12 protein-coding genes and 1 riboswitch are annotated in these 12,845 nt (G+C 33.9%); of the genes, 7 read left to right on the plus strand and 5 right to left on the minus strand.

The window, feature by feature from the left end; genetic code table 11:
* Positions 1-45: 45 nt before the first annotated feature.
* The 3 genes from TTHE_RS03500 (at position 46) to TTHE_RS03510 (ending at position 4,694) form a co-directional block, all read left to right on the plus strand.
* Positions 46-2,370, plus strand: coding sequence for a beta-glucosidase (locus TTHE_RS03500; RefSeq protein ID WP_013297226.1), 2,325 nt, complete (start codon positions 46-48; stop codon positions 2,368-2,370).
* 194 nt (positions 2,371-2,564) lie between these two features.
* On the plus strand, positions 2,565-3,287 hold the full coding sequence (locus TTHE_RS03505; protein WP_013297227.1) for a YesL family protein: 723 nt from the start codon (positions 2,565-2,567) through the stop codon (positions 3,285-3,287).
* Between the two features lie 123 nt (positions 3,288-3,410).
* Complete coding sequence (locus tag TTHE_RS03510; RefSeq protein ID WP_013297228.1) at positions 3,411-4,694, plus strand: ABC transporter substrate-binding protein; 1,284 nt, start codon at positions 3,411-3,413, stop codon at positions 4,692-4,694.
* On the opposite strand, the gene TTHE_RS03515 is transcribed toward TTHE_RS03510, so the two are convergent.
* Complete coding sequence (locus tag TTHE_RS03515; protein WP_013297229.1) at positions 4,691-5,236, minus strand: YkoP family protein; 546 nt, start codon at positions 5,234-5,236, stop codon at positions 4,691-4,693. The two genes, TTHE_RS03510 and TTHE_RS03515, sit on opposite strands and share 4 nt — an antisense overlap.
* A gap of 14 nt (positions 5,237-5,250) precedes the next feature.
* A complete protein-coding gene (locus TTHE_RS03520; RefSeq protein WP_013297230.1) occupies positions 5,251-5,961 on the minus strand; it encodes a polysaccharide deacetylase family protein in 711 nt (236 codons plus the stop codon).
* Between the two features lie 158 nt (positions 5,962-6,119).
* On the opposite strand from TTHE_RS03520, the gene TTHE_RS03525 reads away from it, so the two are divergent.
* Complete coding sequence (locus TTHE_RS03525; protein WP_013297231.1) at positions 6,120-7,169, plus strand: FAD:protein FMN transferase; 1,050 nt, start codon at positions 6,120-6,122, stop codon at positions 7,167-7,169.
* Positions 7,156-7,524, plus strand: coding sequence for a NusG domain II-containing protein (locus tag TTHE_RS03530; RefSeq protein ID WP_013297232.1), 369 nt, complete (start codon positions 7,156-7,158; stop codon positions 7,522-7,524). The genes TTHE_RS03525 and TTHE_RS03530 overlap by 14 nt, the downstream gene beginning before the upstream one ends.
* Positions 7,525-7,549: 25 nt before the next feature.
* On the opposite strand, the gene TTHE_RS03535 is transcribed toward TTHE_RS03530, so the two are convergent.
* The 3 genes from TTHE_RS03535 to ku all read right to left on the minus strand — a co-directional run bounded on the left by TTHE_RS03535 (position 7,550) and on the right by ku (position 11,016).
* Entirely contained in the window at positions 7,550-9,211 is a 1,662-nt protein-coding gene (locus TTHE_RS03535) for a peptidoglycan D,D-transpeptidase FtsI family protein (RefSeq protein WP_013297233.1), read from the minus strand.
* Positions 9,212-9,278: 67 nt separating this feature from the next.
* The gene (locus TTHE_RS03540; protein ID WP_013297234.1) at positions 9,279-10,202 is read right to left on the minus strand and encodes an ATP-dependent DNA ligase; all 924 of its coding nucleotides are present in this window, start codon (positions 10,200-10,202) and stop codon (positions 9,279-9,281) included.
* 4 nt (positions 10,203-10,206) lie between these two features.
* Entirely contained in the window at positions 10,207-11,016 is an 810-nt protein-coding gene (gene ku, locus TTHE_RS03545) for a non-homologous end joining protein Ku (protein WP_013297235.1), read from the minus strand.
* Between the two features lie 152 nt (positions 11,017-11,168).
* Positions 11,169-11,286, plus strand: a riboswitch (cyclic di-AMP (ydaO/yuaA leader).
* Positions 11,287-11,292: 6 nt separating this feature from the next.
* Between ku and TTHE_RS03550 the strand changes: the two genes are divergently transcribed.
* Both TTHE_RS03550 and TTHE_RS03555 read left to right on the plus strand, forming a co-directional pair.
* Positions 11,293-11,973 carry a C40 family peptidase gene (locus tag TTHE_RS03550; protein WP_013297236.1) on the plus strand — a complete coding sequence of 227 codons (681 nt, stop codon included), beginning with the start codon at positions 11,293-11,295 and terminating at the stop codon, positions 11,971-11,973.
* 285 nt (positions 11,974-12,258) lie between these two features.
* The gene (locus TTHE_RS03555) at positions 12,259-12,825 is read left to right on the plus strand and encodes a sigma-70 family RNA polymerase sigma factor (RefSeq protein ID WP_013297237.1); all 567 of its coding nucleotides are present in this window, start codon (positions 12,259-12,261) and stop codon (positions 12,823-12,825) included.
* Positions 12,826-12,845 lie beyond the last annotated feature (20 nt).

Here is a 12,845-nt window from a genome sequence, read left to right on the forward strand (position 1 = left end):
TGATTTAAATGTATTAAAGTACTTTAAAAATTGAGGAGGTTTAAAATGAAAAAAGATATCAAAAAGCTCATTTCAGAGATGACATTAGAAGAAAAAGCAAGTTTATGCTCAGGATTAAATCTTTGGCAAACTAAGCCAATAGAAAGATTAGGGATTCCATCAATAACGATGACTGATGGACCACACGGTTTGAGAAAAGCAAAAAAATCAGACAATCTTGGACTTGATGACAGTGTGCCAGCAACTTGCTTTCCATCAGGTAGTGCTCTTGCAGCATCTTGGGATAGAGATTTAATTAAAAAAGTTGGTGAGGCCATCGGAGAAGAATGTATAGCAGAAGATGTTCATATATTGCTTGGACCTGCTATCAATATAAAACGATCTCCACTTTGCGGCCGTAACTTTGAATATCTATCAGAAGATCCATATTTAATATCTGAATTAGCTGCAAACTATATAAAAGGAGTCCAATCAAAAGGTGTTGGAACATCTATAAAACATTACGCAGCCAACAATCAAGAAGACTATAGAATGACTGTAGATGTAAAAGTAAATGAAAGAGCATTACGTGAAATTTACTTAACAGGATTTGAAGGAGCTATAAAGCAGTCACAACCATGGACAGTTATGGCATCATATAACAAAGTAAATGGAGTATACGCAACAGAAAATGAGCACCTGATAAATGAAATACTTAGAAACGAATGGAAGTTTGACGGAATAGTCATATCAGATTGGGGAGCAGTCAACGATAGAGTCGCAGCATTAAAAGCGGGATTAGATATAGAGATGCCAGGAAGTGGAGGTGAAGAAGACAAAAAAATAGTTGAAGCCGTAAAAAAAGGTCAAATATCAGAAGAGTATTTAAACTCAGCAGTTGAACGGATTTTAAATATAATCTTTAAAGCATATGAAAATAAAAAGAAAAACCAAAACTATGATGCAGAAAAACATCATCAATTAGCTCGTCAAGTCGCATCAGAATGTATGGTACTATTAAAAAATGAAGATGAAATACTTCCACTTAAAAAGCAAGGTAAAATTGCAATAATAGGAGAACTTGCCGTAAAACCAAGATATCAGGGTGGAGGAAGTTCACATATAGTACCAACTAAATTAGATATCCCATACGATAAAATAACAAAAATTGCAGGAAATAAAGCGGAGATAAAATATACACCAGGTTATGAATTAGAAAAAGACGAAGTAAATAATAAATTAATTGAAGAAGCAGCATATATAGCAAAAAATTCAGATGTTGCCGTAATATTTGCAGGACTGCCAGATAGCTATGAATCAGAAGGATATGACAGAGAACACATGAGAATCCCAGAAAGCCACAATAAATTAATACAAGCAATTGCAGAGGTTCAGCCAAATGTTGTTGTCGTGCTTTGCAATGGATCACCAATAGAAATGCCATGGGTTCATCAAGTAAAAGGCATATTAGAAGCATATTTAGGAGGTCAAGCATCAGGAGGAGCAATTGCAGATATACTATTTGGTGAAAAAAATCCATGCGGAAAACTTGCAGAAACTTTTCCAAGAGAACTTAGAAACAATCCATCATATCTAAACTTTCCAGGAGAAAAAAACGTAGTAAACTATGGTGAAGGAATATTTGTAGGATACAGGTATTATGACACAAAAGGTGTCGAACCATTATTCCCATTTGGACACGGTTTAAGCTATACAACATTTGAATACACAGACATTTCTACAAACAAAAACAAAATAACAGAAGAAGAAACAATAGAAGTAAGAGTAAAAGTAAAAAATACTGGAAAACGTGCTGGAAAAGAAATAATTCAATTATATGTTCGAGACATACAAAGCAGTGTTACTCGTCCACATAAAGAACTAAAAGGATTCCAAAAAATATATCTTGAACCAGGAGAAGAAAAAACAGTTGTCTTCAATTTAGATAAAAGATCATTTGCATATTATGATGTTGATTCAAAGGACTGGTACGTCGAAACAGGAGACTTTGAAATTTTAGTAGGAAGCTCATCAAAAAATATTTTATTAAAAACAGTCATTCATATAACATCTACTACATCAGTAAAAAAAGAATATACAAGGAATTCAACAATAAACGATGTAATTACAAATCAATACGGTAGACAAATTATTTATAACATAATAAAGAGAATAAAGTCTGACACAAACGACTCACAAGACATGTTAAATATATTAAAAAAACAGTTAGAGACAAACAGTCAAGAAATAAGCAGTTCATCTCAAAAAGACATGATGAATGCGTTTTTAAAAAATATGCCATTAAGAGCCTTGACTATCTTAAGCAATGGAATTTTTACTGAAGAAATGGTTAATGAAGTTGTTGACGGCTTAAATACAATTTCTAATTGATAAAGTAAAAACTATACGATTGCAAAGCTTTGTATAATAAAAAAGTTGCATAGGCTTTGCTAACGTATAGTTTTATTATTTACATATTTCGTAAAGTTATTAGTATGACATGGTGCATACTTCAATTTTATCATTGAAAATTCTCAGTATACCATTTATAATTGAAGTATAGACTGATATAGGAGAGGTAAACGATGTTTGGAAATTTTTTTAATAAAATGTACTACGGCGACCCACATAGACCTGATTTAAAAGCTGACGATATCCCTAAGAAGGGTATTTCTTTGTTTTTTGATATTTTAAAGAACAATTTTTGGCAACTTATAAGTCTTAATTTATTGCTTATTATATCGTGCATACCTATAGTGACTATTGGCCCTGCTTTGGCAGGATTCAATAATGTGCTTAGAAATCACACTCTTAACAGAAATGTGTGGCTTTGGAATGATTTCAAAGATGGGTTTATTAAAAATTTTAAGCAGAGTTTTGTTATAACTTTGATAAATGGGATAGCGGCTATCATTCTTATAAATAATTATAAGATATATTCGTCTTACAGCACAGGCTTTATAAAAATTGCAGGGACTTATATTACGATTTTTATTGGCTTTATACTTGTTCTGATGAATGTTTATATTTATCCATTGATGGTTACGTATGATCTGAAAATTAAGCACATTTATAAAAATGCTTTAATATTTTCTATAATTAAACTGCCTCAGACCATTGGAATGGTGCTTTTAAGCTTAATTTTAATTGCTATATGCATTTTATTTGCTTTTATACCACTTTTATTGATAGGCTTAAGTTTGGTTGGTCTTGCCATTAACGTATATGATAGAGGTGTATTTGAAAAATATATTGATAGTAGAGTTAATGAGCAAAATAAAGAAACGGATGACAAAGCCGATAAGTAAAAATTTATTATATAAGACTTTCTATATTGACTAGTTAAAAAAAGAGATAGATGAGAATTAATAAAAATAAAGAGTGATACAGAATGGTTTACGTGAATATAGATAGAGTAAGAGGTGGATTTTATGAAAAAACCTTTTACTCTTTTTTTGATATTATTGATAATAATGTTTTTATTGTCCTGGCCTTACTATATGTATTTGCATGATACTGGTAAAATAGATTTTTCGCCAATTGAGGAGGAAGACTATAGAGGAATAATCACATTTTGGGATTTTCCACATCAATCATCTGATGATCCAACAGGTTATAATTTTATTAAGAAAAAAATACAAGATTTTGAATACTACCATCCTGGAGTTATAATAGAATTTGAGCCATTAAAAAATAGCGATGGATATGAAAGGGTTAGTGATATAGGTAGTGACAATAAACCTGATATAGTTCCGATTACTTCAGATAGCCCGCTAATTTATGATGGCAAACTAGAACCTCTTAATAAGTATATAGACAGAAATTATAAGGATTCTCTAAAGGAGCAGGTGCTGGATTCATTTACATATAAAGGCAGCATCTATGGCCTTCCGCTAGGTATGTACAGCAGTGTCATGTTTATAAATAAAGATTTATTTAGCGAGAAAGAAATTGAGGTTCCACAGGACGGCGAATGGACATATGATGAATTTTTAGAAGATATGACGAAATTGACGTATCAAATGGGTAAAAAGGAAAAGAAAAGTTACTATGGCCTATCAATGTACATTGAAGGAAGTTATAATCTTTGGGGCATATTGATGTCAGACGGTGCAAATATCGTCAATGATAAAGGCTTAGTATCATTTGAAGGTCCGCAGGCTGAATCTGGACTCAAAAAATTGATTGAATTAAGCGAAAAGGGTGTAATAGATCCAGTTTCATACGGTGATGATTACAACAAAGTATGGGATAGCTTTACAGTTCTTAAGGAGAGTGCTGTTTTAATCGATGAAAGCTACAAGATACAGTACCTTAAATATCTTCAAAATAAAAATAAACTTTTTGATTTTGATGTTGCACTATATCCGGAAGGGGATAGCGATGTTCCTCTTACACTGTCTCCAAAAGTCTATGGATATGGCGTAACAAAACAAATCGATAAAAAGAAATTGGAAATGGCATATAAGTTTGTAAAGTTTATTACAGATTCTCAAGAAAGCGTAGAAAAGATAGGATATATTCCTGTTAAAAAAAGCATCGCTTTAAATGATGAACTCATGAAAAAAATTGATAAAGCTATCAAATACACAGATTATCCGCCACCAAATTGGCATGATAAAAACGTAAAAATAAATAAAGCAATAATAGATGGATTAATAAATAAGGAAAATGAAAAGAGGATATTGATTAGAATGCAAAAAATAATTAATTAGTAGCGACTGTTAATTGTATTTTTTGTAATTAATACCATCTTTGATGTAAACTTATTATCCCGTAGCCGCTTAAACCCATCTGGATGAAATATAGCTAAAAGCAGCATTTCATAATGAGTAACTATGAATTTTTCTAAAGGCGATTTTATATCTCTGACTTCGAAGCCAAACATTTCAACGCCTTCATTGAATAGAGTGTAACCCATAAATACATTTACATCATCAAATTCATGGTGCTCATCTATGTAGGTTTTTAATGCCTTTATAGATTTTTTAAATCTTTTTAATGCTATTATTCCAACGGCTATAGGTGAGCTGCTGCTGGATGTGATCTCTGTAAGGACTTTATTGTTTAAGTGCAGTTCACCAAATTTATCTCCATTGTTTAACACAGTTCCATCCTTAAGCAGGAGTTTCTCACCTTTGTATTTCTTGATTGCGATTCTGATTTCAGAATCGTGTCCTCCGACTGTGTGTATCCTATTCAGCTTTGCAAAAATAAATTCCCATAAAGACCAAAAGTATATAAATATTTTTTTCATTTATAATACCCCATTTAAGAAAATATAAATTTATTTATGTCAACAATTTCTAAGTTTTTTTCCTTTATACCACTTATAATTTTGTCAAGAGCTATTAACATTGTTTCCGGGGCCTCTTTGTCTGAACCAATATTGTCACTGCTATCATGAAATATCAAAATATTTCCACCTTTTACTTTATTTAAAATACGTTTTACTATTAGATCAGGGTCTTTTACTTTCCAATCCCAGCTCATATAACTCCATAAAATTATTTTGACACCTAGTTTTTTGGAATACTGATAGATGAACGTTGTAAATAATCCCCATGGAGGTCTGTAATATGAAGGATACTTTCCCGTGATTTCGTAAATAATCTCAATCGATTTTAATAATTCCTTATAAGTAGCAATAGGTCCTAAAAACCAGTTTATATGGTGCTTATAGCCGTGTATGCCGATTTCATGACCTTTATTTACGATTTCCCTTGCTAGCTCAGGATATTTTTCAACTTTATCTGCCAATAAAAAAAAGCATGCTTTAACATTGTATTTATCAAGAATTGATAGGAGTACAGGCGTGTATTCTGGATCTGGCCCATCATCGAATGTAATTACTATCCAGGGTACTTTCTTTTTTCTGCTGTTATAGATAACATTGTAATGGAATATACGACCAAGCATTGTAGGAAGCAATGCTACCAATACTAAATAAAGTATATAAATCTTTATCATGAATTTTATCATTTCGTCTACTTCCCCCTCACAATAAAATTATATACGTAAAAAGTGAATCTTACAAGTTGATAGTGACATCTATTGTTTCACTTGAATAGATTGTTAAAAAAAATTATAATAAAATAGGAGTTTCGTAAATTGATACACTGAGAGGATTGTATAATTATATGAAACAAATTGTTAAAAGAATCATTGCAATTTTAATGGTAGTTTTTATATCTCTATCTTTGACTGCCTGTGGAAACAATAATCAGCAGTATACACGCACCGATTTTATGATGGATACGGTCATGCAGGTTACAGCATATGGGAAAAATGCTAAAAAAGCAGTTGATGAGTCGATGGAAAAATTGAAAGAAATTGATAACCGCATGAGCAGTCAAAAGTCCGGCAGCGATGTAGAAAAGATAAATAAAAATGCAGGTAAAAAGTATGTTAAGGTAAATTCAGATACGTTTTATGTGATAAAGACGGCTTTAAAATACGGCAAGATAAGCGGAGGCAATTTTGATATAACTATTGCTCCATTGGCAAATTTGTGGGGAATTGGCACAAATCATGCTCGCGTGCCTTCAGAAAGCCAAATTAAGGAAGCTATGAAATATATAAATTACAGGGATGTCTTGCTAAACGCTAAAGACTATGAAGTTAAACTAAAAAAACAAGGTATGGCTATTGACTTAGGAGGAATTGCTAAAGGATACGCTGCTGATGAAATAGAAAATATTATGAAGAAAAATGGGATTAAGCATGCACTTATAAATCTTGGCGGCAGCAGTGTTTACATGTATGGTTCCAAGCCTGATGGTTCAAATTGGAATATAGGCATACAGGATCCTTTTGGAGATAAAGGAAAATATTTTGCAATTGTTTCCGGCAAAGACATGCTGATTGATACTTCAGGTAATTATGAAAGGTATTTTATTCAAAACGGGAAAAGATACCATCATATATTAAATCCTTTTACAGGGTATCCTGCAGAAAGTGGTGTTGTTAGTACGACAATAGTGTCTACAAATATAAAGTCAATTGATGCTGATGCATTGTCTACAATTACGTTTATTTTAGGTGTTGAGAAAGGAATGAAATTAATAGAAAGCATGCCTGGGGTTGATGCCATTTTTGTCACACCTGATTATAAGGTCTATGCAACATCAGGATTGAAGGGAAAGTTAAAGATAACGGATTCGAGGTTTAAACTGTATGAAAATAGGTGATAAAATCTTAATAGGCGTGTTGCTGGTTATTTCTCTAATATCAGGATATTTTACCTATTATAAAGCCTTTAATAAAACAGGCACTGACGTTGTCATTGAAGTGAATGGTTCTAAATATCAAGAATTGCCTTTAAATGTTGACAAGACGGTTACTATACACAATGGCAAACACATAAATGTTGTAGAAATTAAAAATGGAAAAGTCAGAATGAAGGAGTCTGATTGCCCAGATCAGATATGCGTTAAAACAGGTTGGATAGAAAAAGAAGGCCAGCAAATAGTATGCCTTCCAAATAGAGTAGTGGTAAGAGTTGCAGGAGGCAAAAAAGGAGAAGTAGATGACGTTGTATATTAAATAGCCGCACATTTTCAATGCACGGCTATTTTTTTATCATCAGATATCTTAGTGTGTTTGAGAGTATGTCTTTTACGACAGGTGCTGCAATTTCTCCACCCATGTGGCCATTTTTAGTAGGATTTCTTATGACTACTAAAACTGCTACTTGAGGGTCGTCTACAGGTGCAAATGCCGCAAAAGATGCTGTGTACTTTCCCGGTGAGTAATTCTCGGTCGTACCTGACTTTCCTCCGACAGAAAAGCCTGGTATTTGACATGCTGTTCCTGTTCCTTCATCAACGACTTTTTTAAGTAGCTCTTTCATTGTATTTGACGTATCCTGCGATATAACCTGCCTTATGACTTGAGGCTTAAATTCTTTTATGACTTCATCTCCTGATTTTATCTCTTTCACTATATTTGGCTTCATCAAGTATCCACCGTTGATTACTGCTGAAAAGGCATCTATCATCTGCAGCGGTGTTACCGCGATGCCTTGTCCAAAAGACATAGAGGCTAGATCTACGGGGTGAACGTTTTTTTCTGGTATTATCATGCCTGATGCTTCGCCTGGAAGCTGTATTCCAGTTAGGCTTCCAAATCCAAAGGCGTTTATGTACTTGTACAATGTATTTAATTTAAGCCTTTCTACGATTATCTTCATGAATACTGTATCGCTAGACATTGCCACTGCTTGTGAAAAATCGATATTTCCTAATTTTGTCCAGCTATTTATTCTGTGACCTGACACAATGTAGTATCCAGGATCGTAAAACTGTTCATTTGGTGTGACTAAAGATTCTTCAAGGGCCGCAGAGGCTGTAACGACTTTAAATACTGAGCCTGGTTCGTACAGATAAGACACAGCCGGATTTGACCATGTGTCAAGAGAGCTGACCTTATTTGGCTCATTTGGATTAAAGTCAGGTATATTGGCCATGGCTAAGATATCGCCTGTTTTTGGATTCATCACTATGGCTGTGATGCCATTGGCTGGGCTGTATGTTTCATAAGCTTTTTCAATGGCAGTTTCAGCGTATCCTTGAATTACAGAATCTACAGTAAGGACCAAATCATCTCCTTTTTCAGGTTTGTATAATTTTTCAGGAAGTCCTATGACGTGACCAACTTCATCAGTATTTGCTATCTCTAGACCAGGGATGCCTTTTAGATACTTGTCAAATGAATATTCAAGTCCATAAAGTCCATTTCCGTCAGTTCCTGTAAATCCAAGCGTCTGCGATAATAGATTGTCGTCTGGATAGCTTCTAATACTTGTATCTTCAGTATAAATACCTACAAGATTCAGCTTTTTGATTTTATTTATATTGTCCAGTGGAACATTTTTTTTAAGTACAGTCCACTCCGAGTTTTTATTGTTTAGAAGCTTATACAGTGAATCTTTTTTCATTCCCAATAAACTGTACAACTGATTTGCAATTTTATCTGGATGCTTTATATTCTTTGGTGCAGCATATACATCACCGCCGCTGACATTAGTGGCCAGGATATTTCCATTCGCATCGTAAATAATTCCTCTTTGTGGCTTTAATACTATCTTAGATGTTGTCTGATTTTTGACGGCCAGTGAATATTTTGGGGCCATGACAATTTGTAGCCATATTAATCGCGCTACAAGACATGCGATTAAAAATAAAAATGTAATTAGTACGAGCAAAATGCGCTTTTTATTTATTGATGCCAATTGAAAGTATCCCCCTTGTACGTTTATAATTTTATTTTAAATCAATATAGTGCATATTTCAATTAGTTTACATGAATCTGCATTCGGTAGGTTTCACATCTAAGGCAAATTCTAAGAAAGATGGTGCTCTCATTTTGAAATTCTCTGACCACTCCATAAATTTAACTTTACATACAATTAGTGGCATAATCCACTGGACGTTGTTAATGCCAAGACCGTAAAATTCAGGGTTGACCTTCAGATCATTGGCGACATCTAAAAACGATGATAATTCTTTTTGCGATATTCCAGATTCTACATTACCAATGTGTATAAGTTTGTCTTCCTCGTTGTAAAGGCCTAAAACTAACGCAGTTTTGTCTATCCTATAACCTAATATTACAGCATTTAGTACTATGTGGTGTTTGAATTTTTGCCACAGACTACTTCTTTTTCCTAAGTAATATTTTGAGTCTGCTTTTTTGGCCATAACACCTTCCAGTCGTTTTTTATCAGTTTCTTCAAATAAAGTCTTACCATGTTCAAATATAAAGTCTGATATTCGCATTATGCTGCATTCATTTACAAATTTATTTAACATTTGCTTTCGCTCAATTAACGGCCGATTCAAAAGCTCTTTTCCATCAACATAAAGTATATCCCAAGTAATAAATATGGCAGGATAAGACTTGCTCATAAAATCTATTTTTAGTTTGTTTTGCTGGTGTTTGCGCATCATTATGCTTCTATAACTTGGCTTATTGTCTTTTAAGACTATTAATTCACCATCAAGTATTGCTTCATTAGCCCTGATAAATTTGTTTAGCTTCATGAGTTCTGGAAATTGATGACTTACATCCACAAGTCTTCTATCCTGCAGTCTCGTTGTAGATGAAAGGAATGCCAGAGTCCTTGAACCATCCCATTTTATCTCATACAGCCAATCTGGGTCATCAAATACTTGGCCTGATACTGCCAGCATAGGTGGAATTTTTTCATCCATCATGGACATAAACTTAAGCACCCTTTTTCTTTTTAGCTTTTTTTGGTGTATTTTCGCTCTTTACCGATTCTATGCTGGCTTTTAATGCGCTTACAAGATCAAGGACATTTTCTTCCTTTGGCGATTCAGGTATTTCAATTTTTCTATCTTGAATTTTCGACTCGATTATTTCGATCAGGGCTTTTCTGTAGTTGTCATCGTATTTTTCAGGAGAAAAATCAGATGTCAGAGTATCCACAAGCTTTATAGCCATCTTTACCTCATTTTCGTGCAGATCTACATTGCGAATTGGTGGAAGTTCATTTGTACTTCTTATTTCGTCAGGGAAGTGCATTGTTTCTAATACCATGTAGTTGTCATTGTATACTCTTATGCAGGCCAAATCTTGCTTTGATCTGATTACTACACGTGCAACTGCCACACGGTTTAGCTTTTTCATTGAGTCCCTTAAAAGGACGTAGGGCTTTGCACCTATTTCATCCGGAGCAATGTAGTATGTTTTATCGAAATAGATTGGATCGATCTTATTTAAATCTGTAAAATCAAGAATATCTATCGTTTTAACTGTGGACTTAGGAATTCTCTCTAAATCTTCTTCATCGATAATGACAAATTTTCCTGGTTCATATTCATAACCTCGGACTATTTCTTCGTCTGACACTTGCCTATTGCAGACAGGACAGATTTTTTCGTATTTGATAGGAGATTTACAGTCTTTATGAAGCTGCCTAAAATGCACTGAATTGTCTTCTGTAGCTGCATAGAGCTTTATTGGTATGCTAACTAAACCAAAGCTTATGGCACCTTTCCACATTGAACGCATGTTTTAACACCTCATTTTTGATACTTCAATAATTATTATATCCATGTACAATTTTATACTACAGGTAAAATATGGTATGCAATTGACATCGATTAATTTTGCCTGTATAATATTAAGTAATTATTAAAAATATAAATTTTTTATTAAATTTATTAAAAAAAATGCCTAATCGAAAGAACGGGGGATATTTTTGGGGTGAATCCGCTTTTGCGGTAGGGTTGCTCTTTACCGAACCCGTCAACTAACCTCGTAGGCATAAAGAGAGGATGGAATCAATTGAATCACAAAAAGTTAGTTGCATCAGTAGTTTTGTCAATAACACTTATGCAAGCACCAAGTGCGTTTGCAATGGAACTGTTAAAGTATGGTTCAAGAGGACAAGCAGTGGTTAGTTTGCAGCAAACGCTGAATCGACTTGGTTATAACACAGGTGGTATTGATGGTATTTTTGGCAGTGCTACGAGAAATGCTGTGATAGCACTGCAGAAAAAATTTGGTCTATCACCAGATGGGATAGTCGGACCTGCAACAGAGGCTGTTCTAAACAGGACTGTTGTGAGTGGAGTTTCATCTAGAGGTGCTTATGTTCGTACATCAAATCTCAGTATTGTTAGCATTGCAGGAAGGTATCTAGGGACACCGTACGTTTACGGTGGTACGACTCCTGCTGGCTTTGACTGTTCTGGCTTTGTCCAATACGTATATAAGCAGGCAGGAAAAAGCATCGGCAGGACTACATACGATCAGTATGCTGGTGGAAGGCCTGTCAGCTTATCGGATTTACAGCCAGGTGATATAATGTTTTTCTCTACATCAGGCAATGGTCCTACGCATGAAGGTATATACATAGGAAACAATCGCTTGATACATATGAGCGATTCTTCAAAGAAGGCAGCATATGATGATTTTAGCGGGTGGTTTAGGACTTACTATATAGGTGCAAGGAGATATTATTAAGAAAGAGTATATTGCTAAAGCAAAAGAACACGTATATGTTAATTAGCTTCAACATATACGTGTTCTTTTTGTTTTTAAAATTTTATTTATGGAAGATTCATTGAGTCAGAGTTCAATTATTCATATTTTAATCACAATATCGTAATTTTCACAATAAACTTTTGCAATATCATATATAGACTTTTCAAAAGCCGAAGTTAGAAAAACACATGTTCGTATAATATAATTAAAGCACAGTGCGGCACTGAAAGGGACCGGTCCTCACTATTTGGTGAGGTGTAGACAATGATAAGCTACAATGAGCTGTGCTTTAAGGCGAAAAGCGGTGATGAAAAGTCCACAGTCGAAATCTTAGACAAATTTAATCCTCTTTTGATATCACTTGCTAAAAAATTTCCTTATGACGATTTTAATGACATGCTTCAAGATGGAAGAGAAGTTTTAATCTTAGCAATAAAGGAGTTCGATGAAAAGAAAGGAAAAGAATTCATCGGTTATGCCAATATGCGGCTTAAATTTTACTTCATGGGTATGCATAGAAAGAAGAAACCTAATCTGTCCTTAAATTCTAGTGCTGGTGATGATGAAGATGAAATAATAGACTTGATCGAAAGCGATGGACTATCACCTGAAGAGGAATTTTTTAAATGCGTTTCAATAAAAAATTTGAAAGATGCATTAAATAGCCTGACGGAAAAGCAGAAAAGGATAATATCATTGTACTTCTTTAGAGGAAAATCATTAGTAGAAATCGCAAATGAGATTGGAATAGGCTATCAAAGTGCAGTAAAGTTAAAAAACCGAGCTATAGAGAGATTAAGATTTGCGATAAAAAATGATATAATTATGTAAAAAGACATGAAAGGATGGTA

The sequence above is a fragment of the Thermoanaerobacterium thermosaccharolyticum DSM 571 genome (genome assembly GCF_000145615.1).
GTDB lineage: Bacteria > Bacillota > Thermoanaerobacteria > Thermoanaerobacterales > Thermoanaerobacteraceae > Thermoanaerobacterium > Thermoanaerobacterium thermosaccharolyticum.